The organism is Cupriavidus sp. WS (genome assembly GCF_000395345.1).
Lineage (GTDB): Bacteria > Pseudomonadota > Gammaproteobacteria > Burkholderiales > Burkholderiaceae > Cupriavidus > Cupriavidus basilensis_B.
The window spans coordinates 1-24,651 of record NZ_AQPL01000043.1 but is presented as its reverse complement, the minus strand read 5'-3'; the positions used below and the strand labels follow the sequence as shown (position 1 = coordinate 24,651).

Genomic DNA, 24,651 nt, shown 5'->3' with positions numbered 1-24,651 from the left:
CCCGCCGCGGACGGCGCGCAGGACTGAGCGCCGCCCGGTCCGCGTGGCGGGGCCGCCGCCTCGCCTAGCAGGGAATTGTGAATCGGGTGTTGCAATGCAAAAGGAATAGCCTTATAATCTTTTTCTTCGACGGACGCGGGGTGGAGCAGTTGGCAGCTCGTCGGGCTCATAACCCGAAGGTCGCAGGTTCAAGTCCTGCCCCCGCAACCAACACTTCGTCGAGACACCACGCAGCAAGACAATGACGCCCTCCGAGGGCGTTTTTTGTTTGGTGCGTGTTTTGTGCGCCCGGCGCTGCGCACCGCCCGCGCAGCCGGCCCGCGCACCAGCATGCGGACATTCCCCGGGCGCCCCGCGCAAGCGCATCGCACGGCTCCGGCAGCGTCCACGGGCGGTGATACACTTTCGCCATTCCTCCCGGACGCCCCTCATGAAATTCTGCTCGAACTGCGGCCATGCGGTCGTGCTGCGCATCCCCGAAGGCGACTCGCGCCCGCGCCACCTGTGCGAGAACTGCGGCACCATCCATTACGTCAACCCGCGCAACGTGGTCGGCACCATTCCCGTGTGGGAGGACAAGGTGCTGCTGTGCAAGCGCGCCATCGAGCCGCGCTACGGTTTCTGGACGCTGCCGGCCGGCTTCATGGAGATCGGCGAGACCACCGCCCAGGGCGCCGCGCGCGAGACGCTGGAAGAAGCCGGCGCGCGCGTGCAGGTCGGCGAGTTGTTCTCGATCCTCAATGTGCCGCACGTGCACCAGGTGCACCTGTTCTACCTGGCCACGCTGGAGGATCTCGACATCAGCGCGGGCGAGGAAAGCCTGGAGGTCAAGCTGGTCGAGGAGGCCGACGTGCCGTGGGACGAGCTGGCCTTCCCCACCGTGATCCACTCGCTGCGCTGCTTCTTCGCCGACCGCGCGGCGGGCAGGCTGGCCGACGGCAGCTTCCGCCTGCACAGCCTGGACATCGACAAGCCGATGCGCCCGCTCACCAGCCGCGCCACGGTCGAGCCCTGATCCCTTCACCCGAGGCCGCTCCCGCCGCCCGCGCACCCGCCCATCCCGCATGATCACCTGGCTGGATCCGCATGATCCGTTTCCGCCGGTCGAGCGTGCGCTCGGCCCGGGCACGGACGCGCCCGGCCTGCTCGCCGCCAGCCGCGAGCTCTCGGCCCAGCGCCTGCTGCTGGCCTACCGGCAAGGCATCTTTCCGTGGTACGCCGAAGGCCAGCCGGTGCTGTGGTGGAGCACCGACCCGCGCATGGTACTGCCGCCGCAGGCGCTGCGCGTGTCCGCCACCTTCCGCAAGACCCTGCGGCGCGTGCTGCGCGACCCGGACTGGGAGATCCGCGTCGACGCCGGCTTCACCGAGGTCATGCAGGCCTGCGCGCTGACGCCGCGCGACGGCCAGCACGGCACGTGGATCACCGAGGACATCATCGCCGCCTACGGCGCGCTGCACCAGAACGGCCTGGCCCACAGCGTGGAGAGCTGGTACCGCGGCGAGCGCGTGGGCGGCCTGTACGGCGTGGCGCTGGGGCGCATGTTCTACGGCGAATCGATGTTCGCGCGCCGCACCGACGCCTCCAAGATCGCGCTGGCCGCGCTATGCGCGTTCCTCGGCATGCACGGCGTGGCGATGATAGACTGCCAGCAGGAAACCGACCATCTGGCCTCGCTCGGCGCCAGCCCGATTCCGCGCGCGGAGTTCGCGGCGCATGTGCGCCTTGCCACCCGCCAGCCGGACATCGAGCCGTGGCGCTTCGACAAGACAGTGCTCCGGCACTGGACCCTGGCGCCGGACACGGCCTGCGGCTAGCGCCCGCGAGCGCACGCCGCACACCGCGCGGCGGCTTCCCTTGCATCGCCGTTTCATCCCTGGCCGCCGCAGACAAATGAGCAAGCTAAAGGAACTACCCCTTTCCGCGCTGCAGTTCTACGCCACCGCGCCCTATGCTTGCAGCTACCTGGACGGGCGCATGGCGCGCTCGCAGGTGGCCACCCCGGCCCACCTGATCAACGCGGACGTCTATTCGCGGCTGGTGCGCGCGGGCTTCCGCCGCAGCGGCATCTTCACCTACCGCCCCTATTGCGACGAATGCCACGCCTGCACGCCGTGCCGCGTGCTGGTGGACCGCTTCGCGCCGGACCGCAGCCAGCGCCGCGCGTGGCGCCAGCACGAGGGCCTGCAGGCGCTGGTGGCGCCGCTGACCTACGTCGAGGAACACTACGCGCTCTACCTGCTGTACCAGTCGATGCGCCACGCCGGCGGCGGCATGGACCAGGACAGCCGCGACCAGTACGAGCAGTTCCTGCTGCAAAGCCGCGTCAACTCGCGCCTGGTGGAATTCCGCGAGCCGCCGGGCTCGCCCGAGGCCGGGCGCCTGCGCATGGTCAGCATGATCGACGTGCTCGACGACGGCCTGTCTTCCGTCTACACCTTCTACGACCCGCTGGAGATGGGCGCGAGCTACGGCACCTACAACATCCTGTGGCAGATCCGCCAGGCGCGCGAGCTGGCGCTGCCGCACCTGTACCTCGGCTACTGGATCGCCCACAGCCGCAAGATGGCCTACAAGGCACGCTACCAGCCGCTCCAGGTCCTGACCGGCAACCAGTGGCGGCCGTTCGACGCGCCCGCCGCGCCGGCGCCGCAGGGCGCGCCCACCGCCGCGCCCGTGATCCCGCCGCAGCCCGGCGAGAACGAGCCCGGCGGCACGCTCTAGCCGCCACGCGCGGCGCGCAGTGCGCTCGCGGGGCGGCCCAGCCGTTACAATGCCGGCCTGGCCCCGACTTCCAAGCTGATCCCCTGTGCTGAACGCGCTCTATCCCCTGTTTCGCCCCGCCCTGTTCTCGATGGATGCCGAGGACGCCCACCACTTCACGCTGAACAACCTGCGCCGCGCCAAGCGCCTCGGGCTCGCGGGCTGCATCGGCAACACCATCGCCGACGACCCGCGCACCGTGATGGGCGTGCGCTTTCCCAACCCGGTCGGCCTGGCCGCCGGCCTGGACAAGGACGGCGCGTACATCGACGCGCTGGCCGCGTTCGGCTTCGGCTTCATCGAAGTGGGCACCGTGACGCCGCGCGCGCAGCCGGGCAACCCGCGCCCGCGCATGTTCCGCCTGCCCCAGGCCGACGCGCTGATCAACCGCATGGGCTTCAACAACGGCGGCGTGGACGCCTTCATCGCCAACGTCACCGCCTCGCGGTGGAAAGCCGAGGGCGGCGTGCTGGGCCTGAACATCGGCAAGAACGCCGACACGCCGATCGAGCGCGCGGTGGACGACTACCTGCACTGCCTGGAGCGCGTCTACCCGCACGCCAGCTACGTCACCGTCAACATCTCCTCGCCCAACACCAAGAACCTGCGCCAGCTGCAGGGCGCGAGCGAGCTCGACAGCCTGCTGTCCACGCTCAAGGCCGCGCAGCAGCGCCTGGCCGACCAGCACAAGCGCTACGTGCCGCTGGCGCTGAAGATCGCCCCCGACCTCGACGCCGACCAGATCGGGAACATTGGCGACGCGCTGGTGCGCCACCGCATCGACGGCGTGATCGCCACCAACACCACCATCGCGCGCGACGCGGTCAAGGGCCTGCCGCACGGCGAGGAAGCCGGCGGCCTGTCGGGCCGGCCGGTGTTCGCGGCCTCCACGCGGGTGGTCGAGGGCCTGCGCGCGGTGGTCGGCGAGGCCGTGCCCATCGTCGGCGTGGGCGGCATCTTCGGCGGCGCCGACGCGCGCGCCAAGATCGCCGCGGGCGCGCAGCTGGTGCAGGTCTACAGCGGGCTGATCTACCGCGGGCCGGTGCTGGTGAAGGAATGCGCGGAGGCGCTGCGGGGCTGACACGGGTCTGGTGCGGGGCCCGATGTGGGGCCGATGTGGGGCCGATGTGGGCCCGATGTGCGCCTCATACGCGGTTTTCCCAATCGCCGTATCATCCCCATCCCACTCTCCTCCGTGTGACAAGGACAAAGAACGTCATGGAAACCATCCGTCTGGGCCGCAGCGACCTGGAAGTCTCTCGCATCTGCCTCGGCACCATGACCTTCGGCGAGCAGAACACCGAAGCCGAAGGCCACAGCCAGCTCGATTACGCCGTCTCGCGCGGCATCAACTTCATCGACACGGCCGAGATGTATCCGGTCAAGCCGCGCGCCGAAACCTACGGCAGCACCGAGCGCATCGTCGGCACCTGGCTCAAGCGCCAGCAGCGCGACCGCATCGTGCTGGCCACCAAGGTGGCCGGCCCGGCCCGCATGCCGTGGATCCGCAACGGCGGCGACCTCACGCCGCAGAGCATCCGCGAGGCGGTGGACGCCTCGCTGGCGCGCCTGCAGACCGACTACATCGACCTCTACCAGATCCACTGGCCGGCCCGCAACGCGCCCAACTTCGGCCAGAAGCAGTTCGATCCGGCCAAGGAGCGCGAGTGCACCTCGATCCAGGCCCAGCTCGAAACGATGGGCGAACTGGTGCGCGCCGGCAAGATCCGCTACGTGGGCGTGTCCAACGAAACGCCGTGGGGCGTGGCGGAGTTCGCCAAGCAGGCCGAGCTGCACGGCCTGCCGCGCATCGCCACCATCCAGAACCCGTACAACCTGCTCAACCGCAGCTTCGAGCAGGGCCTGGACGAGGCCTGCTTCCGCACCGACGTGAGCCTGCTGGTGTACAGCCCGCTGGCGTTCGGCCAGCTCACCGGCAAGTACCTCGCCGGCACGCCGGAGCAGCCGGCGTTCGACGCGCAGGCCAAGGGCCGCCTGACCCGCTTCCCGGCCGACTGGAGCCCGCGCTACCTGCGCCCGGAAAGCCTGGCCGCATCGGCGCGCTACGTGAAGCTGGCGCGCGCGCACGGCATCTCGCCGGCCACGCTGGCGCTGGCCTGGAGCTACTCGCGCTGGTTCGCCGCGAGCACCATCATCGGCGCCACCTCGCTGGAGCAACTGCGCGAGGACATCGATGCGTGGCAGGCGCGCTCGTTGCCCGAAGACGTCACCGCGGCGATCGAGCGCATCCACGCCGAAATCAACAACCCGGCGCAATAAGAACGCGCAGCAAGCAGACGCCTGGCGCGCGCCTGGCGCCGCGCCACCCGCGCCCCGCCCTACCCGCGGCTTGCCCCTTCCGGCGCACTGGAACGGGGCAAAGCGGGCAAATCGGGCGGCGAAAATGGTATCCTCGCAGGCTTATCGCCGTCGCAAACCGTCGCGCCACGGCGACTGCCTGCCCGCCGCCAGGCAAGTCGCCGCGCCACGGCTGCGGCCGGCCCGCGCCGATCCGCCACGGATCCGCGGCCGGCCGGGACGGCGGACCGGACCTGAGACCGGTGAAAAACAATGAGCGGCTCACCACCCAGAACCCATATCCGGGGGAGATCATAACCATGAAGTGCCTGAAGACATCGACCAAGACCATCCTGGCCAGCGCCGTGGCCCTCGCACTGCTGTACGGCGGCGCCGTGCAGGCCCAGACCGTCAAGGTGCTCTCGATCGTCGACCATCCCGCGCTGGACGCCATCCGCGACGGCGTGCGCGACGAGCTGAAGAGCGCCGGCTATGACGCCGACAAGAACCTGAAGTGGGAATACCAGAGCGCGCAGGGCAATACCGGCACCGCCGCCCAGATCGCCCGCAAGTTCGTCGGCGACCAGCCCAGCGTGATCGTCGCCATCGCCACGCCGTCGGCGCAGGCCGTGGTGGCCGCCACCAAGTCGGTGCCGGTGGTGTACTCCGGCGTGACCGACCCGGTCGCCGCGCAACTGGTCAAGAGCTGGAGCGCCTCCGGCACCAACGTGACCGGCGTGTCGGACAAGCTGCCGCTGGACAGGCAGGTCGCCCTGATCAAGCGCGTGGTGCCCAAGGTCAAGACCGTCGGCATGGTCTACAACCCCGGCGAGGCCAACTCGGTGGTGGTGGTCAAGGAACTGAAGGCGCTGCTGGCCAAGGAAGGCCTGGCGCTCAAGGAAGCCGCCGCGCCGCGCACGGTGGACATCGGCGCCGCCGCCAAGAGCCTGATCGGCAAGGTCGACGTGATCTACACCAACACCGACAACAACGTGGTGTCGGCGTACGAGGCCCTGGTCAAGGTCGCCAACGAGTCCAGGATCCCGCTGGTGGCGGCCGATACCGACAGCGTCAAGCGCGGCGCCATCGCGGCGCTGGGCATCAACTACGGCGACCTCGGCCACCAGACCGGCAAGGTGGTGGTGCGCATCCTGAAGGGCGAGAAGCCCGGCGCGATCGCCTCCGAGACCAGCGACAAGCTCGAACTGTTCGTGAACACCGGCGCGGCCGAGAAGCAAGGCGTGACGCTCTCGCCCGAACTGATCAAGGAAGCGAAGACCGTCATCAAGTAAGACGGCACGCCGAGCCTGCGCGCACGCGCGCAGGCGGCTCTATCCGGGCCGCCCCCCGGAACGCCCGCGCCGCGCCGCCTGACCCGGGCGGCGCGCCGGGCGTTTCAGATCCGGCCTCCCGTGCCGGAAACAGCAACTGGATTTCCCCATGTCCCTCTTTTCCATCCTGGGTGCACTGGAGATCGGCCTGATCTTCAGCCTCGTCGCCCTGGGGGTGCTGATCTCCTTTCGCATCCTCAACTTCCCCGACCTGACCGTCGACGGCAGCTTCCCGCTGGGCGGCGCCGTGGCCGCCACGCTGATCGCCTCGGGCCAGGACCCGTTCCTGGCCACCGCGCTGGCGATCGTGGCGGGCGCCTTCGCCGGCTTCGTCACCGGCTGGCTCAACGTGCGCCTCAAGATCATGGACCTGCTCGCCAGTATCCTGATGATGATCGCGCTGTACTCGGTCAACCTGCGCGTGATGGGCAAGCCCAACGTGCCGCTGATCACCGAATCCACCATCTTCACCATCCTGCAGCCCGACTGGCTGCCGGACTACGTGCTGCGCCCGGCGCTGCTGCTGGTCGTGGTGGTCGTGGCCAAGCTCGGCCTCGACTGGTTCTTCTCCTCGCAGCTCGGCCTGGCCATGCGCGCCACCGGCGCCAACCCGCGCATGGCGCGCGCCCAGGGCATCGCCACCGGCCGCGCCACGCTGGCCGGCATGGCGCTGTCCAACGGCCTGGTCGCGCTGGCCGGCGCGCTGTTCGCGCAGACCCAGGGCGGCTCCGACATCTCGATGGGCATCGGCACCATCGTGATCGGCCTGGCCGCGGTCATCATCGGCGAGAGCATCCTGCCGGCGCGCCGGCTGGTCTACACCACGCTGGCCGTGGTGCTCGGCGCCATCCTGTACCGCTTCTTCATCGCGCTGGCGCTCAACAGCGAATTCATCGGCCTCAAGGCGCAGGACCTGAACCTCGTCACCGCGGTGCTCGTCACCGGCGCGCTGGTGCTGCCGGGAACCCGCAAGAAGCTGTTCGGCCGCAAGGGAGGTGCCTGAGATGCTGCGCGCGCAAGACCTGAAACTGACCTTCAATCCCGGCACCCCGATCGAGACGCGCGCGCTGCGCGGCCTCAGCCTGGACATCCCCACCGGCCAGTTCGTGGCCGTGATCGGCTCCAACGGCGCCGGCAAGTCCACCTTCCTCAACGCCATCAGCGGCGACCAGATGGTGGACAGCGGCAGCATCACGATCGACGACACCGACGTCACGCGCAAGCCGGCGTGGGACCGCGCCCACCTGGTGGCGCGCGTGTTCCAGGACCCGATGGCGGGCACCTGCGAAGCGCTGACGATCGAGGAAAACATGGCGCTGGCGATGGCGCGCGGCAGCCGCCGCGGTTTCCGCGCGGCGCTCAACAAGCCCTCGCGCGAGCTGTTCCGCGACAAGCTGCGCCTGCTCAACCTGGGCCTGGAAAACCGCCTGACCGACCGCATCGGCCTGCTCTCCGGCGGCCAGCGCCAGGCCGTGAGCCTGCTGATGGCCTCGCTACAGCCCTCGCGCATCCTGCTGCTCGACGAGCACACCGCCGCGCTCGACCCCAAGACCGCCGCCTTCGTGCTGGAACTGACCGCCAAGATCGTGGAGGACAGCAAGCTCACCACCATGATGGTCACGCACAGCATGCGCCAGGCGCTCGACTACGGCCAGCGCACGGTGATGTTGCATCAGGGGCAGGTGGTGCTGGACGTGTCCGGCGAACAGCGCGCCGGACTCGACGTGCCCGACCTGCTGCGCATGTTCGAGCAGACGCGGCACGAGCAACTGGATGACGACGCGTTGCTGTTGAGCTGATTCGAGCGTTGCGGTTCTGCGCCCCTCGCCCATGCATGGGCGAGGGGCGCAAAACCATCGGCAGGCCGTCTACGCCGCGGCCGCCTTCTCCAGCCACCGTTTCATCTGGTCCGTCACCGCCGAGCCCGAGAACGAGCAGCTGTCCTGCGCGAACACGGCGGACATCTCGAGCCGGCGCAGCAGTTCTTCCATCGCCTGGCCAAACACCGGCGGCAGCGTCAGCGCGGGCGCCGCCGCGCGCCAGTTGCGCACCAGCACGTCGGCCGCCAGCGTGCCGCCGAGGTGCTGATCCAGCGCCGCGCGCATGCCCGCCAGCGCGGGCGCGTTGCCGGTGGAAGAGACAGAAACACTCATCGGCGTGCCCTCCTTTCCTTGTACAGCTCGCGGAACGTGCGCCCGCTCGGGGCCGGCATGTCGCGCGTCTCGGTCCAGCCGCGGCCGGCCATCGGCAGGCTGGCGATCAGCCTGCTGCTGCCGCCCATGCGCGCCAGCAGGCGCGCGCCGATGCGGGTGGCGAACGCGTACAGGCCCGGCCGGCTGGCCACGTAGCCCCAGGCCTTGAGGCCGAGCCGCTCCTGCCAGGGCCGCAGGCCGCGTTCCATCTGTTTTTCGCGCAGCTTGCGCAGCAGGTCCGACAGCGGGATCGAGGCCGGGCACACGCGGTTGCATTCGCCGCACAGCGTGGCCGCCTGCGGCAGGTCCAGCGCGTTGGCCAGGCCGACATAGCTCGGCGTCAGCACGCTGCCCATCGGCCCGGGATAGACCCAGCCGTAGGCATGCCCGCCGATCTTCTGGTAGACCGGGCAGTGGTTCATGCAGGCGCCGCAGCGGATGCAGCGCAGCATCTCCTGGAACTCGCCGCCGATCAGGCCGCTGCGCCCGCCGTCGACCAGCACGAAGTACATGTGCTCGGGGCCGTCGCGCTCGCCGGCGGCGCGCGGACCAGTGAGCAGCGAGAAATAGTTCGAGATCGCCTGGCCGGTGGCCGAGCGCGGCAGCAGGCGCATCACGGTGGCGAGGTCTTCCAGCGTGGGCAGCACCTTCTCGATGCCGGTCACGGCCACGTGCACGCGCGGCATCACCGTGCACATGCCTTCGTTGCCCTCGTTGGTCACTACCGCCACCGAGCCGGTCTCGGCGATGATGAAGTTGCCGCCGGTCACGCCCATGTCGGCCGAGAGGAATTGCGGGCGCAGCACCTCGCGCGCCTCGCGCGTCATCTCGGGGATGTCGGTCAGACGCGGCTTGTGGTGGACGCGGGCGAACAGGTCGGCGATCTCTTCCTTGTCCTTGTGCACCACCGGCGCGATGATGTGCGACGGCGGCTCGGCGTCGTTGATCTGCAGGATGTATTCGCCGAGGTCGGTCTCGATGCTCTGCACGCCCATCTCGCCGAGCACCTGGTTCAGGCGCATTTCCTCCGTCACCATCGACTTGCTCTTGATGACCTTCTTCACGCCGTGCTTGCGCGCGATCTCCGCCACCAGCCGCGCGGCGTCCGCGGTGGTCTCGGCGAACAGCACGGTGGCGCCGCGGCGCGTGGCGTTTTCCTCGAAGGTGGCGAGCCACACGTCGAGATTGTCGAGCGCGCGGTTGCGGCGCTCCTTGAGCGCTTCGCGCGTGGCGTCGAAGTCGATGTCGCGCATCGCGTCGGCACGCGCGGTGACGAACTTGGTGGAGAGCTTCTTGAGGTTCTGCTGCAGGCGCTGGTCGGCCAGCTTCTGGCCCGCGCGCGCCTTGAATTCCATGCTGCGAACTTGCATAGCGGGGATCTCGCTGAAGTTGTTTTCCGATCCGGCGGACTCAGGCGTCGCCGGCCAGCACCTGCGCGATGTGCAGCACCTGCGTGCGCGTGTCGCCGGTGCGGCGCAGCCGGCCCTCGATGTTCAGGATGCAGCCCAGGTCGCCCAGCACCACGGCATCGGCGCCGCTGGCCTTGATGTTGGCGCATTTCTCGTCGACGATGGCCGTCGAGATATTGCCGTACTTGACCGAGAAGGTGCCGCCGAACCCGCAGCAGGCCTCGCAGTCCTTCATCTCGCTGAGCTGCACGCCGGGCAGGTGCGCCAGCAGCGCGCGCGGCTGGCTCTTGACGCCGAGTTCGCGCAGCCCGGAACAGGAATCGTGGTAGGTGACGCGGCCGGCGAACGTCGAATCGAACTCGCCCAGCTTCGCCACGTTGACGAGGAAATCGGTGAGCTCGAACACGCGCGCGCGCAGGCTTTCGTAGCGGCCGTTGAGCTCGGGGTCGTCGCGCAGCAGGTCGGCGTAGTGATGCAGCACCATGCCGCCGCAGGAGCCGGACGGGATCACCACGTACTCGAACATCTCGAACTCGCGCAGGAATTTCTCGGCGAGGTCGCGCGCCACGGCGCGCTCGCCCGAGTTGTAGGCGGGCTGCCCGCAGCAGGTCTGCGCCTCGGGCACCAGCACTTCGTATCCCGCCTTTTCCAGCAGCTTGAGCACCGAGAAGCCGATTTCCGGACGCATCAGGTCCACCAGACAGGTGGCGAACAGGCCGACTCGCATTGTTTCCCTTTTCCAGACCCTGAAACCCCGCAATTATGCGCTTTCGCGCACCGTGCCGCACCTGTCGGACAGCCGTCGGGACTACTTTCATGCCATTGAAAAGTGCGTGTCAGCGCATTTCCTAGGGCTTATACCGAGGCCGGCGCATGCAAGGTTTTGTTCGGCAATCGCATTTCACCTATTGAAATTTTCACAATGCGAGATAGAATCAGGCAACCGCTTAATTTGCCGCATGGCAACATTTCCTCATGGCAGACGCAGACAAAGAACCCGGCAAGACATCCATCCAGGTCATCGAACGCATGATGACCCTGCTGGATTCGCTCGCGCAGCACGCGGATCCCGTCAGCCTGAAGGAGTTGTCGCTGGCCACCGGCCTGCATCCTTCCACCGCGCACCGCATCCTCAACGACATGGTGGCCTGCCGCTTCGTCGACCGCTCCGATCCCGGCAGCTACCGGCTCGGCATGCGGCTGCTGGAGCTGGGCAACCTGGTCAAGGCGCGCCTGTCGGTGCGCGACGCGGCGCTGGCGCCGATGCGCGCGCTGCACCGCGTGACCGGGCAGACCGTCAACCTGTCGGTGCGCCAGGGCGACGAGATCGTCTATATCGAGCGGGCCTACAGCGAGCGCTCCGGCATGCAGGTGGTGCGCGCCATCGGCGGGCGCGCGCCGCTGCACCTGACCTCGGTCGGCAAGCTGTTCCTGGCGGCCGACGAGCTCAGCCGCGTGCGCAACTACGCCACTCGCACCGGGCTGGCCGGGCACACTCGCACCTCGATCACCGACCTGATCAAGCTCGAGCGCGAGCTCAACTGGGTGCGCACCAACGGCTACGCGCGCGACAACGAGGAGCTGGAGCTCGGCGTGCGCTGCATCGCCGCCGGCATCTACGACGACTCGCGCCGCCTGGTCGCCGGCCTCTCGCTGTCGGCCCCGGCCGACCGCCTGCAGGAAAGCTGGCTGCAGAACCTCAAGGACACCGCGCTGCAGATCTCGCGCGGCATGGGTTACGCGACCGACGTCGCCGCGGCCTGACCTGGGCGGCGCGCGTCCCGCGGACGCGCGCCGTGCATCATGCCCGCCTGCCGCCGCTTCGTGCCACCGCTTCGTGCGGCGGCTTTCCCGTGCGATGGCGTCCCCTCCCCTGGTCTGCCCTTTGTTCGATCAAGCGTTTACCCTTAGTTTTCAGATAACCTGATTAGCAGTATCCTGCCGGGCATGCGAACCAAGGCCATCACGCTGACCGAACAGGTCGCCCAGCAACTGCGCGCGGAAATCGCCGACGGCGTCTATCCCGTCGGCGCCCGGCTGCCTTCGGGCAAGCAACTGGCCGAGCGCTACGGCGTCAGCCCCGCGGTGATCCGCGAAGTCACCGAGCACCTGCGCTCGCAGGGGCTGGTGGAAAGCCGCCAGGGGCTTGGCAGCACGGTGCTGTCGCGCACCGGCAGCGGCGGCTTCCGGCTGCCGCAGGAAATCGGCATCGACCGCGGCGGGCTGGCCAGCCTCTACGAGCTGCGGCTCGACCTGGAAAGCGCCGCCGCCGCGCTCGCGGCGCAGCGGCGCACCGCCGAGGAACTGGCGCGGATGCAGGCGCTGCTGGCGCAGCTCGGCGCGCAACTGCACGACCCGGACCGCAGCGTGGAGGCCGATACCGCCTTCCACGTGGCGATCGCCGCCGCCACCCACAATCCCTATTACCTGCAACTGCTGCAATACCTGAACCTGCAGCTGCACCAGGCCGTGCATGCCGCGCGCCGCAACACGCGTCAGCAGGAAGGCCTGTCCGAGCAGGTCCACCAGGAACACCTGGCGATCTTCCATGCCATCCGCGCCGGCGACGCCGGCCTGGCGCGCGCGGCCGCGGTGTCGCACCTGCAAGGCGCCGCCGCGCGGCTGGGCCTGCCGGTCGCGCCGCGCCACCCCGATCCTTCCCATCCAGCGGCCTGAGCCGCGCCGCCTTACCGGACAGCACCATGCAAACTTCCGCCTTCCTGCCCCGCCTGGTCGAAGCCCTCGGCCCCGATGTGGCCGCCACCGAGCCCGACCAGGTCGCGCCCTGGCTGGCCGACTGGCGCGGCCTTTACCGCGGCAACGCGCAGGCCGTGGTGCGCCCGCGCAGCGTGGACGAAGTGGCGCGCTGCCTGGCGCTGTGCCAGCAGGCCGGCGTGCCGGTGGTGCCGCGCGGCGGCAATACCGGCCTGTGCGGCGGCGCCGCGCCCGACAGCAGCCCCGCCAACGTGGTGCTGAGCCTGGACCGCATGAACGCGATCCGCTCGGTCGATACCATTGCCAACACGATGGTGGCCGAGGCCGGCTGCATCCTCGGCAACCTGCGCGGCGCCGCGGCCGAGGCCCACCGCCTGCTGCCGCTCAGCCTGGCGGCCGAGGACTCGTGCCAGATCGGCGGCAACCTCGCCACCAACGCGGGCGGCGTCAACGTGGTGCGCTACGGCATGACGCGCGAGCTGGTGCTGGGCGTGGAAGCGGTGCTGCCGAACGGCGAGGTCTTCCACGGCCTGCGCGCGCTGCGCAAGGACAATACCGGCTACGACCTCAAGCAACTGCTGATCGGCTCCGAAGGCACGCTCGGCGTGATCACCGCCGCCGCGCTGCGCCTGTTCCCGCGCACCGACGCGCGCTCGGTGGTGCTGGCGGCGGTGGCGTCGCCGCAGCAGTCGCTGGAACTGTTCGAGCTGCTGTTCGAGCAATGCGGCGCGCGGCTGCAGGCGTTCGAGTTCTTCACCGGCGACTGCCTGGACCTCGTGCTGCGCCACGCGGAGGGCGTGCAGGAGCCGTTCGGCCAGCGCTATCCCGCCTACGTGCTGGTGGAACTGGCCGACACCACCGACGAGGCCGCGCTGGGCGCCCTGCTCGAGCGCGTGATCGGCGAAGCGCTGGAGCGCGAGCTGTGCCTCGACGCGGCGGTCTCGGCCTCGCTGGCGCAACTGCAGAGCCTGTGGAAGCTGCGCGAGGAAATCTCCGAGGCGCAGCGCGCGGACGGCCCCCACCTGAAGCATGACGTGTCGCTGCCGATCGAGCAGATCCCGGCCTTCATGGCGTCGATGGAAGCGCGCCTGAAAGCCGCCAGCCCCAGCATCCGCCCGTTCATCTTCGGCCACTTCGGCGACGGCAACCTGCACTACAACCTGTCGCGCCCGGCCGGCGCGGAACGCGACTGGGCGGCCGTGCACGGCAAGGCGCTGACCGCCGAAGTGCTGGACGAAGTGGCGCGCTACGGCGGCAGCATCAGCGCCGAGCACGGCATCGGCCAGCTCAAGCGCGACGATTTCCTGCGCCTCAAGGACCCGCTGGAACTGCGCCTGATGCAGGGCATCAAGCAACTGCTCGACCCGGCCGGCATCATGAATCCCGGCAAGCTGCTGTAAGCGCATCGCCGCCGTGACGGCGACAAAAAAACGCGCCGGGGACGGCGCGTTTTTTCATTACGGGACATCGGCGGACGACCCGGGCCGCGCAGCGGCTCAGCCCGCCACCGCCGCGGCCATCAGATGCCGCGCGCCTGCTGGGCGGCCAGCACGGCCTGCGGGCTGTTGGCGGGCGCCTGCGTCAGGTTGGGCGAGGCCGGGAACGGATGCGGCGCCGGGCCGGACGGCGAATGCTCCAGCCAGTCCTTGACGCGGGTGGCATCGGCGAAGCGCGACAGCTTGCCCACCGAGTCGAGGAACACCATCACCACGTTGCGGCCGTTCACGCGCGCCTGCATCACCAGGCACTGGCCGGCCTCGGAGATGAAGCCGGTCTTCTGCAGGCCGATCTCCCAGTTGCCGCCGCGCACCAGGCGGTTGGTGCTGACGTAGTGCTGGGTGCGGCCCAGCACGTTGACTTCATGCTCGGTCTGCGTGGTGAACTCGCGGATGGTCGGGTTGCGGTAGGCCGCGTTGACCATGCGCACCAGGTCCACGGCGCTCGAGACGTTGCCGCTCGACAGGCCGCTGGAATCGACGAAGTGGCTGTCGTTCATGCCGAGCTCGCGCGCCTTGCGGTTCATCGCCTGCACGAAGGCCGGCAGGCCGCCCGGGTAGCTGCGGCCGAGCACGGAAGCGGCGCGGTTCTCGGAGGACATCAGCGCCAGCAGCAGCAGTTCCTGGCGGCTGAGCTGCGTGCCGAAGCGCAGGCGCGAGCTGCTGTGCTTCTCGTTGTCGCGGTCTTCCTCGCCGATGGTCAGGACTTCATCCATCGGCAGGTGCGAGTCCATCACCACCAGCGCCGTCATCAGCTTGGTGATGGAGGCGATCGGCAGGACCGCGGCGGAATTCTTCTGGAACAGCACTTCGTTGCTGTTCTGGTCCATCACCAGCGCCACGCTGGAGCGCAGGGCGAGCGAGTCCTCGGTGTTGCGCAGGCCGAGCGCCTCGCCCAGCGACGGCTTGGCCGGCGTGAACGCGGCGCGCACCGGCGCCGCCTGGCGTTGCGCGACCACCTGGTGCCGGCCGTTCTTGAGCACGACAACCTTGCGCGGCGCAGCGCGCCCAGCGACAGTTTTAGAAGGAGTTGCCGGCTTTTTCTCGGACTTCGAGATTTTTGCCGACTTTTTAGACTTTGTCGTTTCCGCCTTGGTGGCGGCATCGGCCGTGGGAACGGCCAGCATGGAAACGGACAGCAGCATTGAAGCCGCGACCGCAGTCAAAGGGACAGAGCCGAAGAATCTGGAAAATAGGGAGGAATCAGACCGGAACATGATTCATTCAGCGCGCAGCTAGGATGGCGCCAGTTTAGGAAAAAAAGAAATTGTTAGCAAGATTAAAGACTTACGAAGCCTCTTTAAAGTTCGATTTGCAAACAATTCCGCATTACGGAAAAAGCGAGCCAAGCATCACACAACACGTGCTGCGCGCCCGACTCGGACTGTGGTAATTCCACCGCACGCCGCCCCCGGCAACGCGTGGCCAGCGCATTTGCGCGGGCCGCGCGGCACTTGCCAGCGCGGCGGCATGCAACCGGGACGGCCCGCATCGCGCCGTCCCGCGATCGCCCTCAAGAAAGGAAACGCGCGAACTCGCTTACCGGTTCACGTTCCGTGCTAAGGGTATTCTCTATGGCCGCGGGATCGGCGTAGCCAAGCGCCATCCCGCACACCACCATCTCGTCCCCGGTCAGCCGCAGGTGGCTGGAAATCACCGCATGGAACTGCGTGAACGCGGCCTGCGGGCAGGTGTCGAGCCCGCGCGCGCGCGCCGCCACCATGATGCTCTGCAGGAACATGCCGTAGTCGAGCCAGCTGCCCTGCTCCAGGATGCGGTCGATGGTGAAGATCATGCCCACCGGCGCGTCGAAGAAGGTGAAGTTGCGCGAATGCTGCGCATGCATGCGCGCCTTGTCCTCGCGGCTGATCTCCAGCAGGCTGTACAGGTCCCAGCCCACCTTGCGCCGGCGGTCGATATACGGCTTGACCCACTCGCGCGGGTAGTACGGGTATTCCTCGCGGTACTTGCTGTCGCGCTGCGGATCGTCGTACGCCGCCAGCACGTCGGCCGACAGCTTGAGCTTGGCCTCGCCGGTCAGCACATAGACCCGCCACGGCTGCACATTGGTGCCCGAAGGCGCGCGGCTGGCCACGGCCAGGATCTCGCTGACCATCTCGCGCGGCACCGGCGTATCGAGAAAAGCGCGCACCGAGCGCCGCGTGATGATCGCCTGGTCAACCGCCGCGGCGTCGCGTCTTTGCTGCGAATCCATATGTTTATCCTTGTTGTCTCACTGCCCCGGCCTCATGGTCCGGTCTCATTGTCCGACCCCATTTCCCGGCGCCTCATGCACCAGGGGCCGCAGCGCATCGCGCAGCGCCGCCGGCAGCGGCACCGGGCGGCGCATGGCGCGGTCCACGTAGACGTGCACGAAATGCCCCTGTGCCGCGGCAATCTCTTCGTCGTTGCGGAACAGGCCCACCTCGTAGCGCACGCTGGAATTGCCGAGCCGCGCCACGCGCAGCCCCGCCACCACCGTATCGGGAAAGCTCAGCGCGGAAAAGTAGTTGCACTGCGTCTCGATCACCAGCCCGATGGTCTCGCCCGCCTCGATGTCGAGCACGCCCTGACGGATCAGGTAGGTGTTCACGACGGTATCGAAATAACTGTAGTAGACGACGTTGTTGACGTGGCCATAGACATCGTTGTCCATCCAGCGCGTGGTGATGGGCTGGAAGTGGCGGTAGGCGCTGCGCGTGTCGGCGGTCGGTTTCATCGGTGGCGGGAGCGTGGTGGCAGATCGGTGGCGGGAGGGCAGGCTTCGGCGGCGCGTCGTCAGGGCAACGCCATCGCGGCCGTGGCGGCACGCCGGCGCGCGTGATATTGCGCCGCCAGCGCGACCGTCTGGGCGTGCACCGCCACGGTGTCCTCGATGCGGTTGCCGTAGCCGCCCGCCATCGCCACGGCGACCGGCAGGCCGCGCTGCCAGGCCGCGTCGAACACCATGCGGTCGCGCCGCGCCAGCCCGGCCAGCGTCAGCTTGAGGCGGCCGAGGCGGTCGCCTTCATGCGGGTCGGCGCCGGCCAGATAGATCACGAGGTCCGGGGCAAAGCGGGCGAACAGCGTATCGAGCGCGCCCTGCAGCGCTTCGGCATAGGCGTCGTCGCCGCAGCCGTCCGGCAGGCCGACGTCGAGATCGCTCGCTTCCTTGCGGAACGGATAGTTCTTCTCGCCATGCAGCGACAGCGTGAAGACGAAGGGATCGCCGCGCAGGATGGCGGCGGTGCCGTTGCCCTGGTGCACGTCGAGGTCCACCACCGCCACGCGCCCGGCCAGTCCGTCGCGGCGCAACTGGCGGGCGGCGACGGCGGCGTCGTTGAACACGCAGAAACCGCCGCCCTTGTCCGCATAGGCGTGATGCGTGCCGCCGGCGAGGTTGACGGCGATGCCCTCCCGGCACGCGGCGCGGCAGGCCGCGATGGTGGCGCCGGCCGAGCGCCGGGAGCGCTCCACCATCGCCTCCGACCACGGGAAGCCGATCTCGCGCTGGCGCGCCGGATCGAGCTGGCCGCGCGACACGCTGTCGACGTATTCGCGGGTATGCGCCAGCAGCAGGGCATCGTCCCCGGCGCGCGGCGCCTCGGCCAGCGTCAGCCCCGGCACCTCGCGCCCGACCGCGTCCCTGAGCATGCTGTACTTGCGCATCGGGAAACGATGGCCCTCGGGCAGCGGCAGGACGAAATGATCGGCGTAGAAGGCAAGCATGGGCAACGGGAAACCGGCGTGGCGCGGCCGGCTGCGCCTGCGGAAACGGCGCTTCCGGCAGACCGCGATGGTAGCACTGCCGCGCCGCGGGCGTACGGCGCCAGGCGCCCCGCCCCGGCCCGGGAAACGCCGTGCCGGCAACGGTTTCACGTGCGGCATGCGCCACCGGCATCGGCTTCCGGGAGGACGGTCAGCGAGGACTTCGGGGAGATTTATTTGTGCAATGCACAAGAAGACCTTGACAGCCTTTTTCTTTTCCCTACAATTGGAATTGTTGCGGCGCACCATCCGACTTTGCCAAGCAGGCGGAGCGTGTCGGCAACCTCCTGCGCCTGGGGCTGGCTGACGAGAGACTGCTATTCGTCATGGCTTTGACATCTGGGCGGCCTAATTTTGCATGATCTTGAACTTCATCATTGGAGACTCGCATGAACTTCACCCCGGAACAAGTCGCTGCAGCGCAAAAAGCCAACCTGGAAACCATCTTCGGCCTGACCACCAAGGCATTCGAAGGCGTTGAAAAGCTGGTCGAGCTGAACCTGCAAGTGGTCAAGGCGACTTTCGCAGAAAACGTCGACAACGCCAAGAAGGCGCTGTCCGCCAAGGATCCCCAGGAATTCCTGGCCATCCAGGCTTCGCTGGTCCAGCCGGTCGCCGAAAAGACCCTGGCCTACAGCCGCCACCTGTACGAAATCGCCTCGGAAACCCAGTCGGAATTCACCAAGGTCGCCGAAGCCCAGCTGGCCGAGAGCTCGAAGAAGGTGCAAGCCCTGGTCGAGAACTTCGCCAAGAACGCCCCGGCCGGTTCGGAATCCACCGTGGCCATCGTGAAGTCGGCGATCAGCGCCGCCAACAACGCCTACGAGTCGGTCCAGAAGGCCACCAAGCAGGCTGTGGAAATCGCTGAAAGCAACTTCCAGGCAGCCGCCTCGGCCGCCACCAAGGCCGCCCAGCAAGCCAGCGCCTCGGCTCGCACCGCGACCAAGAAGGCCACCACCACCGCCGCCTAAGCAGCGCACGCGGCAGACGGACCGGCTCCGGCCGGTTCGTTGGCAAAGCACGCATGGCACGCGCCGGCGCGTTTTGCCAACGAAGGCAAGCGGGAACCACGAACCACCGGTTCCCCGCCCTCCACCGATGTCTCCTCGGTATCCGGTTTCTTGTATTCCAATACCGTTAATACCCGGCCATGCGCCGGGTTTTTTTCTGCCCGGCGCCGGGCGCGCATCGACCGGCTGCGCCGGCAGTCCGTCGCGCGGCACGCCTGATTCGCGCGCGGCCACGCGGCCACCCTGATGCGGCGGTCCGCATCCTTCCTCCCCTCCTGTTCAGGCCTGCGCGGGCGCGGCAAATTCATTGAAGGCGGCCACGGCATTGGCGGCATACATGGCCACCGGGCCGCCGCCCATGTAGATGGCCACGCCCAGCGCTTCGTGCACCTCCTCCGTGGTCGCGCCCAGCCGCGCCAGCGCCCTGGTGTGAAAGCCGATGCAGCCGTCGCAGCGCGCGGCCACGCCCACGGCCAGCGCGATCAGTTCCTTGGTCTTGGGATCGAGCGCGCCGCCCGCCATCGCGGCCTTGCCCAGGTCGCCAAAGCCTTTCATCACGCCGGCCTGGGTCGTGTGCAATTGAGCGAGGTTGCCGGAGATGCGCTGGGTGAGTTGCTTGTATTGCGTGGTCACGGGGAGCTTCCTTGTCGAGGGTGAATGGCGGATCGCGCGGCGGACCGGATGGCGAGCCAACCCTTCCCGAAACGCTTAATTTAGTTTATCCTAATTTAGAAGTTTCTAAAATATGATGTACGCCGAAAGAGCCCCCGAAGCATGACCCAACGCAAATCCGATCTTGAACGCTTGCAGGACAGTGCCATACAGGCCGCCGCGCTGCTGCAGGCGGTGGGCAACCCCAACCGGTTGCTGGTGCTGTGCCTGCTGCTGGAGCACGGCGAGATGACCGTGGGCGCGATCAATGAATTCGTCGCCCTCAGTCCTTCTGCGCTGTCGCAGCATCTGGCCCGGATGCGCGAGGAAGGTCTGGTGATGTACCGGCGCGAAGCGCAGACGCTGTACTACCGGGTCGAGGACCCGAATGTGGCCAAGCTCATCGCTACGCTCAAGGACATCTTCTGCCCCTGATCCACCATTGTTGTGACGTACCCGACATGACCCTGAAGACCCTGTCTCCCGAAGCGGCCCGCCAGCGCCTGGACCACGGCGCGGTGCTGGTGGACATCCGCGCCGCCGACGAACGCGCCCGCGAGCACATTGCCGAATCGCGCCACATGCCGCTGGACCGGCTTGCGGCACAGCCGCTGCCGGCCGACGGCGCGGCGGTGGTCATCTTCTACTGCCGCTCGGGCAACCGCACGCAGATGAACGCGCAGCGGCTGCGCGCCTGCGTGGCCGGGGAAGGCTATCTGCTCGAAGGCGGGCTGGATGGCTGGAAGCGCGCCGGCCTGCCCGTGGTGGCCGATGCCCGCCAGCCACTGGAGCTGCAGCGCCAGGTGCAGATCGCCGCGGGCGCGCTGGTCCTGCTGGGCACCGCGCTGGGCATCACCGTGTCGCCGTGGTTCCTGGCACTGGCCGGCTTCGTCGGCGCGGGACTGCTGTTCGCGGGCGTTTCCGGCTACTGCGGGCTGGCGCGCGTGTTGATGAAGGCGCCGTGGAATCGCCGGGTCATGGCGGACTGAGCCGTCTTTCTTGTCCGCTTCCTAATCCGTTTTTTGTCCGTTTTTTCGTTGTCAACAGGAGGTCTTATGAAATCCAATGTCGGCGGTATCGATCGTGTCCTGCGCATCCTCGTGGGCGTGGTGCTGGTTGCCCTCGCGGCCACGGGCACGGTGGGCTGGTGGGGCTGGCTGGGCCTGGTGCCGCTGCTCACCGGCCTGGCTGGCTTTTGCCCGCTGTATCCCATCCTGGGCTTCAGCACCTGCCCGCTGAAGGGAAACAAGTGAAGCAGGAACAAAGCGCCCCCCGCGGCAAGGCCGCGCCCCATCGCGGGCGCGTCCGCCGCTGCCCCCGCACATCCCCTCCCCGGCCATGCATGCCGGCATGCCGCGGCATGGCCGCGTGGTCGGTCGGCTTGATTATCTGGCCGTTAATTGCGATTCAAGGGCAAGAAAAAGGCCCGCCGCAATGGCGGGCCTCGCGGCGGACCAGGACTACGGTGCCGTTCAGCGCTTGCGCGGCGGCGGCACGTCCGTGCAGACGCCTTCGTAGATCTCGGCTGCCATGCCGATCGATTCGCCCAGCGTCGGGTGCGGATGGATGGTCTTGCCGATGTCCACCGCGTCGGCGCCCATCTCGATCGCCAGGCACACTTCGCTGATGAGGTCGCCGGCATGCGTGCCGACGATACCGCCACCGATGATGCGGTGGGTTTCCTCGTCGAAGATCAGCTTGGTGAAGCCTTCGTCGCGGCCATTGGCGATGGCGCGGCCGGAGGCTGCCCACGGGAACACGCTCTTGGCGTACTTGATGCCCTGCGCCTTGCACTGGTCTTCGGTCACGCCGGCCCAGGCCACCTCAGGATCGGTGAAGGCCACCGACGGGATCTGCTTGGCGTCGAAGTAGGCCTTCTCGCCGTGCGCGGCCTCGGCGGCGACGTGCGCCTCGTGCACCGCCTTGTGCGCCAGCATCGGCTGGCCGACGATGTCGCCGATGGCGAAGATGTGCGGCACGTTGGTGCGCATCTGCTTGTCGACGTCGATGAAACCACGCTCGGTCACGGCCACGCCGGCCTTCTCGGCGCCGATCTTCTTGCCGTTGGGCACGCGGCCCACCGACACCAGCACGAGGTCGTAGCGCTGCGGCTCGGCCGGCGCCTGCTCGCCCTCGAACCTGACGTAGATGCCGTCCGGCCTGGCTTCCACGCCCACGGTCTTGGTCTTGAGCATGACCTTGCCGAAGCGCTGCTTGTTCATCTTGTCCCAGACCTTGACGAGATCGCGGTCGGCGCCCTGCATCAGGCCGTCGAGCATTTCCACCACGTCGATGCTGGCGCCCAGCGTGCTGTACACGGTGGCCATTTCCAGCCCGATGATGCCGCCGCCGATGACCAGCATCTTGTTCGGCACTTCCGGCAGCTCCAGCGCGCCGGTCGAGTCGATGATGCGCGGGTCCTCGGGAATGAACGGCAGCTTGACCGCCTGGCTGCCGGCCGCGATCACCGCCTTCTCGAAGCGGATCACGGTCTTCTTGCCGGTGGTGGCCTTGCCCTCGCCTTCGGTTTCCTGCACTTCGAGGTGATGCGGGTCGAGGAAGGTGCCGATGCCGCGCACCACCTGCACCTTGCGGGTCTTGGCCATGCCGGACAGGCCGCCGGTGAGCTTGCCGACCACCGTGTCCTTGTAGTGGCGCAGGCCGTCGAGGTCGATCTTGGCTTCGCCGAACAGGATGCCGTGGGCGGCCAGCGCCTTGGCTTCGTCGATCACGGCGGCGTTGTGCAGCAGCGCCTTGGACGGGATGCAGCCCACGTTCAGGCAGACCCCGCCGAGCGTGCCGTAGCGCTCGACCAGCACCGTGTTCATGCCGAGGTCGGCGCTGCGGAAGGCGGCCGAGTAGCCGCCGGGACCCGAGCCCAGGACCAGCATCTCGCAGGTGATGTCGGCGCTGCCGGCGTGCGTGGCGGCGGCGGGAGCCGCTGCCGGGGCCGGAGCGGCGGCGGCGGGCGCGGCTGCCGGCGCGGGCGCCGGGGCGGCCGGCTTGGCGGCCGCTTCGCTTTCCACCGTGCAGATCACGGCGCCCTTGGCGACCTTGTCGCCCACTTTCACGCGCACCTCGACCACCTTGCCGGCGGCCGAGGCGGGCACGTCCATGCTGGCCTTGTCGGACTCGAGCACGATCAGCGACTGCTCCAGCTCGATCGTGTCGCCGGCCTTGACCAGCACCTCGATGACTTCCACCGCGTCGAAATCGCCGATATCCGGCACCTGGACTTCGATCACACTCATGCTTTGCTCCTCAAGAACGCGCCCCGCCTCAGATGCGGGCCGCGCCGTCGTTATTGGTTGCCCCGTCGCCGGGCATGTCGCGCAACTGCACCACCTGTACTTCGATCGGCCCCGCCGAACTCTTGTCGAACTCCACGCCCGCGTCCACGCCGATGCGGGCGATGTCCGCCGCGCCCAGCCCGGGCCGCTCGAACACCGCGTGCATGGCGCCGAGCGCATAGTTGCGCCCCGAGCCGATGCCCCAGAAGCGGTCGAACGAGAACACCTCGCGATACGAGTAGACGCCGAAGATGCCCGCCGGATTGGCGATCAGGCAGACGATCTGCGATGACTCGTAGGGGTCGTCCTCGTCTTCCTTGGTGTTGATGAAATACTCGTTCTTGAGCTTTTCGTGCACCTTGAGGAAGGTCCGGAAGACCTCGTCCCGCGAGCCCAGCCGGCAGTCCTCGCCGAGCCCGGCCAGCAGGCTGCGCATGACCGGGAAATGCGCCGTGGTCCCGGCCAGCGCGACGAAGCTCTCGCCCACCGGGAACACCTTCTGGTTGCGCTCGTAGGCGCGCGTGAGCCGCGTGTCGCCGAACGTCACCAGCGCATCGGCGGCAATCGCCACTTCACCGGCCTTCTTGACGACGACGCAGGTGGTCATGGATTTCGCTTCCTGTTCGCTTCCTGTTGGGCCGTGGGCCTGCCGGCGGGCGGCGCCCGGACCGGCGACAGGCGCGCGCGGCGGGCCGCGCGCGCCCTGCCCGCCTTAAAGGATGATGCGGCGGAAGTCCGCCAGCAACTGGCCGAGGTACGCGTTGAAGCGCGCCGCCTCGGCGCCGTCGATGACGCGGTGGTCGTACGACAGCGACAGCGGCAGCACCAGGCGCGGCACGAACTGCTTGCCGTCCCAGACCGGCTTCATGTACGACTTGCTGGCGCCCATGATGGCCACTTCCGGCGCGTTGATGATCGGCGTGAAATGCGTGCCGCCGATGCCGCCGAGCGACGAGATCGAGAAGCAGCCGCCCTGCATCTGGTCCGGCTTGAGCTTGCCGTCGCGCGCGGCCTTGGCGAGCTCGCCCATTTCCTGGCTGATCTCGAGCACGCCCTTCTTGTCCGCGTCCTTCAGCACCGGCACGACCAGGCCGTTCGGCGTATCGGCCGCGAAACCGATGTTGAAGTACTTCTTGTAGACGAGGTTGTCGCCGTCGAGCGAGGTGTTGAAGTTCGGGAATTTCTTCAGGGCCGCCACGGTGGCCTTGATGATGAAGGCCAGCATCGTGACCTTGACGCCCGACTTCTCGTTTTCCTTGTTGAGCTGCACGCGGAAGGCTTCCAGCTCGGTGATGTCCGCCTCGTCATTGTTGGTGACGTGCGGGATCATGACCCAGTTGCGGTGCAGGTTGGCGCCCGAGATCTTCTTGATGCGCGACAGCGGCTTGCTGTCGATCTCGCCGAAGCGGGTGAAATCGACCTTCGGCCACGGCAGCAGGTTCAGGCCCGCGCCGCCGGCCGGCGCGGCCGCGGCTTGCGCCGGGGCGGCGGTCTGGCCGCTCATCACGCCCTTGACGAAGCGCTGCACGTCGTCCTGCGTGATGCGGCCCTTGGGGCCGGTGCCCGGCACGCGCGACACGTCCACGCCGAGCTCGCGCGCGAACTTGCGCACCGAGGGGCTGGCGTGGGCGGCGGCGCCGGTCACGCCGGCGGCGGGCGCGGCAGTGGGCGCCGGCGCGGCCTGCGGCGCCGGTGCCGCGGCAACGGCAGCAGCCGGCGCGGGCGCGGCGGCGGCCGGCGCCGGGGCGC

The 24,651-nt window shown here is 68.3% G+C and carries 27 protein-coding genes and 1 tRNA gene; 17 read left to right on the top strand and 11 right to left on the bottom strand.

What is annotated here, in order from left to right:
- The first annotated feature begins 134 nt into the window (after positions 1 to 134).
- From K206_RS0104430 to K206_RS0104385, 9 genes are all read left to right on the top strand, one after another.
- Positions 135 to 210: transfer RNA gene (locus tag K206_RS0104430), tRNA-Met, on the top strand.
- A gap of 220 nt (positions 211 to 430) precedes the next feature.
- Complete coding sequence (locus K206_RS0104425) at positions 431 to 1,015, top strand: NUDIX hydrolase (protein WP_020201204.1); 585 nt, start codon at positions 431 to 433, stop codon at positions 1,013 to 1,015.
- 49 nt (positions 1,016 to 1,064) lie between these two features.
- A complete protein-coding gene (gene aat, locus K206_RS0104420; protein WP_020201203.1) occupies positions 1,065 to 1,817 on the top strand; it encodes a leucyl/phenylalanyl-tRNA--protein transferase in 753 nt (250 codons plus the stop codon).
- A gap of 76 nt (positions 1,818 to 1,893) precedes the next feature.
- A complete protein-coding gene (locus K206_RS0104415; RefSeq protein ID WP_020201202.1) occupies positions 1,894 to 2,724 on the top strand; it encodes an arginyltransferase in 831 nt (276 codons plus the stop codon).
- A gap of 85 nt (positions 2,725 to 2,809) precedes the next feature.
- Positions 2,810 to 3,844 carry a quinone-dependent dihydroorotate dehydrogenase gene (locus tag K206_RS0104410; protein ID WP_020201201.1) on the top strand — a complete coding sequence of 345 codons (1,035 nt, stop codon included), beginning with the start codon at positions 2,810 to 2,812 and terminating at the stop codon, positions 3,842 to 3,844.
- A 137-nt stretch (positions 3,845 to 3,981) separates the two neighbouring features.
- On the top strand, positions 3,982 to 5,043 hold the full coding sequence (locus K206_RS0104405; RefSeq protein ID WP_020201200.1) for an aldo/keto reductase: 1,062 nt from the start codon (positions 3,982 to 3,984) through the stop codon (positions 5,041 to 5,043).
- Between the two features lie 338 nt (positions 5,044 to 5,381).
- Positions 5,382 to 6,353, top strand: coding sequence for an ABC transporter substrate-binding protein (locus K206_RS0104395; RefSeq protein WP_020201199.1), 972 nt, complete (start codon positions 5,382 to 5,384; stop codon positions 6,351 to 6,353).
- Between the two features lie 148 nt (positions 6,354 to 6,501).
- Positions 6,502 to 7,395, top strand: a complete 894-nt coding sequence (locus tag K206_RS0104390; RefSeq protein ID WP_020201198.1) for an ABC transporter permease — start codon at positions 6,502 to 6,504, stop codon at positions 7,393 to 7,395.
- Position 7,396: 1 nt separating this feature from the next.
- The gene (locus tag K206_RS0104385; protein WP_020201197.1) at positions 7,397 to 8,191 is read left to right on the top strand and encodes an ABC transporter ATP-binding protein; all 795 of its coding nucleotides are present in this window, start codon (positions 7,397 to 7,399) and stop codon (positions 8,189 to 8,191) included.
- A gap of 69 nt (positions 8,192 to 8,260) precedes the next feature.
- Here the strand turns inward: K206_RS0104385 and K206_RS0104380 are convergent, their stop codons facing one another.
- From K206_RS0104380 to K206_RS0104370, 3 genes are read right to left on the bottom strand one after another with little or no spacing between them, the layout of a single operon-like run.
- A complete protein-coding gene (locus tag K206_RS0104380) occupies positions 8,261 to 8,545 on the bottom strand; it encodes a hypothetical protein (protein ID WP_020201196.1) in 285 nt (94 codons plus the stop codon).
- Entirely contained in the window at positions 8,542 to 9,954 is a 1,413-nt protein-coding gene (locus tag K206_RS0104375) for a LutB/LldF family L-lactate oxidation iron-sulfur protein (protein WP_029043220.1), read from the bottom strand. Before K206_RS0104375 ends, K206_RS0104380 begins: the two co-directional genes overlap by 4 nt.
- A 40-nt stretch (positions 9,955 to 9,994) precedes the next feature.
- Complete coding sequence (locus tag K206_RS0104370) at positions 9,995 to 10,720, bottom strand: (Fe-S)-binding protein (RefSeq protein ID WP_020201194.1); 726 nt, start codon at positions 10,718 to 10,720, stop codon at positions 9,995 to 9,997.
- A gap of 248 nt (positions 10,721 to 10,968) precedes the next feature.
- Between K206_RS0104370 and K206_RS0104365 the strand changes: the two genes are divergently transcribed.
- From K206_RS0104365 to K206_RS0104355, 3 genes are all read left to right on the top strand, one after another.
- Positions 10,969 to 11,757, top strand: a complete 789-nt coding sequence (locus K206_RS0104365; protein ID WP_020201193.1) for an IclR family transcriptional regulator — start codon at positions 10,969 to 10,971, stop codon at positions 11,755 to 11,757.
- 183 nt (positions 11,758 to 11,940) lie between these two features.
- A complete protein-coding gene (locus K206_RS0104360; protein ID WP_020201192.1) occupies positions 11,941 to 12,669 on the top strand; it encodes a FadR/GntR family transcriptional regulator in 729 nt (242 codons plus the stop codon).
- A 26-nt stretch (positions 12,670 to 12,695) separates the two neighbouring features.
- Positions 12,696 to 14,108, top strand: coding sequence for an FAD-binding oxidoreductase (locus K206_RS0104355; RefSeq protein ID WP_020201191.1), 1,413 nt, complete (start codon positions 12,696 to 12,698; stop codon positions 14,106 to 14,108).
- Positions 14,109 to 14,227: 119 nt separating this feature from the next.
- Here K206_RS0104355 and pbpG read toward each other — a convergent pair whose 3' ends face one another.
- Positions 14,228 to 15,187, bottom strand: a complete 960-nt coding sequence (pbpG, locus tag K206_RS0104350) for a D-alanyl-D-alanine endopeptidase (RefSeq protein WP_020201190.1) — start codon at positions 15,185 to 15,187, stop codon at positions 14,228 to 14,230.
- Here pbpG and K206_RS44235 point away from each other — a divergent pair.
- Positions 15,180 to 15,443: a hypothetical protein gene (locus K206_RS44235; RefSeq protein WP_231401550.1), complete on the top strand. Its 264-nt coding sequence runs from the start codon at positions 15,180 to 15,182 to the stop codon at positions 15,441 to 15,443. The genes pbpG and K206_RS44235 overlap by 8 nt on opposite strands.
- Positions 15,444 to 15,717: 274 nt before the next feature.
- Here the strand turns inward: K206_RS44235 and K206_RS0104345 are convergent, their stop codons facing one another.
- The 3 genes from K206_RS0104345 to K206_RS0104335 are packed head-to-tail and all read right to left on the bottom strand — an operon-like array spanning position 15,718 to position 17,912.
- Positions 15,718 to 16,419 carry a nitroreductase gene (locus K206_RS0104345; protein WP_020201189.1) on the bottom strand — a complete coding sequence of 234 codons (702 nt, stop codon included), beginning with the start codon at positions 16,417 to 16,419 and terminating at the stop codon, positions 15,718 to 15,720.
- Between the two features lie 45 nt (positions 16,420 to 16,464).
- Complete coding sequence (locus K206_RS0104340; protein WP_020201188.1) at positions 16,465 to 16,923, bottom strand: thioesterase family protein; 459 nt, start codon at positions 16,921 to 16,923, stop codon at positions 16,465 to 16,467.
- 59 nt (positions 16,924 to 16,982) lie between these two features.
- Entirely contained in the window at positions 16,983 to 17,912 is a 930-nt protein-coding gene (locus K206_RS0104335) for a histone deacetylase (RefSeq protein WP_020201187.1), read from the bottom strand.
- Between the two features lie 428 nt (positions 17,913 to 18,340).
- Between K206_RS0104335 and phaP1 the strand changes: the two genes are divergently transcribed.
- Entirely contained in the window at positions 18,341 to 18,922 is a 582-nt protein-coding gene (gene phaP1 / locus K206_RS0104330; RefSeq protein WP_020201186.1) for a TIGR01841 family phasin PhaP1, read from the top strand.
- A gap of 318 nt (positions 18,923 to 19,240) precedes the next feature.
- Here the strand turns inward: phaP1 and K206_RS0104325 are convergent, their stop codons facing one another.
- Positions 19,241 to 19,594 carry a carboxymuconolactone decarboxylase family protein gene (locus K206_RS0104325; RefSeq protein ID WP_020201185.1) on the bottom strand — a complete coding sequence of 118 codons (354 nt, stop codon included), beginning with the start codon at positions 19,592 to 19,594 and terminating at the stop codon, positions 19,241 to 19,243.
- A 141-nt stretch (positions 19,595 to 19,735) separates the two neighbouring features.
- Here K206_RS0104325 and K206_RS0104320 point away from each other — a divergent pair, with 141 nt between their 5' ends.
- The 3 genes from K206_RS0104320 to K206_RS0104310 all read left to right on the top strand — a co-directional run bounded on the left by K206_RS0104320 (position 19,736) and on the right by K206_RS0104310 (position 20,865).
- The gene (locus K206_RS0104320; RefSeq protein ID WP_029043217.1) at positions 19,736 to 20,047 is read left to right on the top strand and encodes a helix-turn-helix transcriptional regulator; all 312 of its coding nucleotides are present in this window, start codon (positions 19,736 to 19,738) and stop codon (positions 20,045 to 20,047) included.
- A 26-nt stretch (positions 20,048 to 20,073) separates the two neighbouring features.
- Positions 20,074 to 20,601: a rhodanese family protein gene (locus K206_RS0104315; protein WP_020201183.1), complete on the top strand. Its 528-nt coding sequence runs from the start codon at positions 20,074 to 20,076 to the stop codon at positions 20,599 to 20,601.
- Between the two features lie 66 nt (positions 20,602 to 20,667).
- The gene (locus tag K206_RS0104310; protein WP_020201182.1) at positions 20,668 to 20,865 is read left to right on the top strand and encodes a DUF2892 domain-containing protein; all 198 of its coding nucleotides are present in this window, start codon (positions 20,668 to 20,670) and stop codon (positions 20,863 to 20,865) included.
- 219 nt (positions 20,866 to 21,084) lie between these two features.
- On the opposite strand, the gene lpdA is transcribed toward K206_RS0104310, so the two are convergent.
- The 3 genes from lpdA to K206_RS0104295 all read right to left on the bottom strand — a co-directional run.
- Entirely contained in the window at positions 21,085 to 22,863 is a 1,779-nt protein-coding gene (gene lpdA / locus K206_RS0104305; protein WP_020201181.1) for a dihydrolipoyl dehydrogenase, read from the bottom strand.
- 28 nt (positions 22,864 to 22,891) lie between these two features.
- On the bottom strand, positions 22,892 to 23,509 hold the full coding sequence (locus tag K206_RS0104300) for an MFS transporter (protein ID WP_020201180.1): 618 nt from the start codon (positions 23,507 to 23,509) through the stop codon (positions 22,892 to 22,894).
- A 105-nt stretch (positions 23,510 to 23,614) separates the two neighbouring features.
- The coding region (locus K206_RS0104295) for a dihydrolipoyllysine-residue acetyltransferase (RefSeq protein WP_020201179.1) at positions 23,615 to 24,651 on the bottom strand (1,037 nt) is incomplete at its 5' end.

Bases quoted from the DNA above. Each gene is read 5' to 3' on its own strand.
- K206_RS0104355 (WP_020201191.1), top strand. From the start codon at position 12,696: ATGCAAACTTCCGCCTTCCTGCCCCGCCTGGTCGAAGCCCTCGGCCCC.
- K206_RS0104315 (WP_020201183.1), top strand. From the start codon at position 20,074: ATGACCCTGAAGACCCTGTCTCCCGAAGCGGCCCGCCAGCGCCTGGAC.
- K206_RS0104340 (WP_020201188.1), bottom strand. From the start codon at position 16,923: ATGAAACCGACCGCCGACACGCGCAGCGCCTACCGCCACTTCCAGCCC.
- K206_RS0104415 (WP_020201202.1), top strand. From the start codon at position 1,894: ATGAGCAAGCTAAAGGAACTACCCCTTTCCGCGCTGCAGTTCTACGCC.
- K206_RS0104390 (WP_020201198.1), top strand. From the start codon at position 6,502: ATGTCCCTCTTTTCCATCCTGGGTGCACTGGAGATCGGCCTGATCTTC.
- lpdA (WP_020201181.1), bottom strand. From the start codon at position 22,863: ATGAGTGTGATCGAAGTCCAGGTGCCGGATATCGGCGATTTCGACGCG.
- K206_RS0104345 (WP_020201189.1), bottom strand. From the start codon at position 16,419: ATGGATTCGCAGCAAAGACGCGACGCCGCGGCGGTTGACCAGGCGATC.
- aat (WP_020201203.1), top strand. From the start codon at position 1,065: ATGATCACCTGGCTGGATCCGCATGATCCGTTTCCGCCGGTCGAGCGT.
- K206_RS0104335 (WP_020201187.1), bottom strand. From the start codon at position 17,912: ATGCTTGCCTTCTACGCCGATCATTTCGTCCTGCCGCTGCCCGAGGGC.
- K206_RS0104380 (WP_020201196.1), bottom strand. From the start codon at position 8,545: ATGAGTGTTTCTGTCTCTTCCACCGGCAACGCGCCCGCGCTGGCGGGC.
- K206_RS0104375 (WP_029043220.1), bottom strand. From the start codon at position 9,954: ATGCAAGTTCGCAGCATGGAATTCAAGGCGCGCGCGGGCCAGAAGCTG.
- K206_RS0104405 (WP_020201200.1), top strand. From the start codon at position 3,982: ATGGAAACCATCCGTCTGGGCCGCAGCGACCTGGAAGTCTCTCGCATC.
- K206_RS0104300 (WP_020201180.1), bottom strand. From the start codon at position 23,509: ATGACCACCTGCGTCGTCGTCAAGAAGGCCGGTGAAGTGGCGATTGCC.
- K206_RS0104370 (WP_020201194.1), bottom strand. From the start codon at position 10,720: ATGCGAGTCGGCCTGTTCGCCACCTGTCTGGTGGACCTGATGCGTCCG.
- K206_RS0104360 (WP_020201192.1), top strand. From the start codon at position 11,941: ATGCGAACCAAGGCCATCACGCTGACCGAACAGGTCGCCCAGCAACTG.
- K206_RS0104385 (WP_020201197.1), top strand. From the start codon at position 7,397: ATGCTGCGCGCGCAAGACCTGAAACTGACCTTCAATCCCGGCACCCCG.
- K206_RS0104310 (WP_020201182.1), top strand. From the start codon at position 20,668: ATGAAATCCAATGTCGGCGGTATCGATCGTGTCCTGCGCATCCTCGTG.
- K206_RS0104365 (WP_020201193.1), top strand. From the start codon at position 10,969: ATGGCAGACGCAGACAAAGAACCCGGCAAGACATCCATCCAGGTCATC.
- K206_RS0104395 (WP_020201199.1), top strand. From the start codon at position 5,382: ATGAAGTGCCTGAAGACATCGACCAAGACCATCCTGGCCAGCGCCGTG.
- K206_RS0104320 (WP_029043217.1), top strand. From the start codon at position 19,736: ATGACCCAACGCAAATCCGATCTTGAACGCTTGCAGGACAGTGCCATA.
- K206_RS0104425 (WP_020201204.1), top strand. From the start codon at position 431: ATGAAATTCTGCTCGAACTGCGGCCATGCGGTCGTGCTGCGCATCCCC.
- phaP1 (WP_020201186.1), top strand. From the start codon at position 18,341: ATGAACTTCACCCCGGAACAAGTCGCTGCAGCGCAAAAAGCCAACCTG.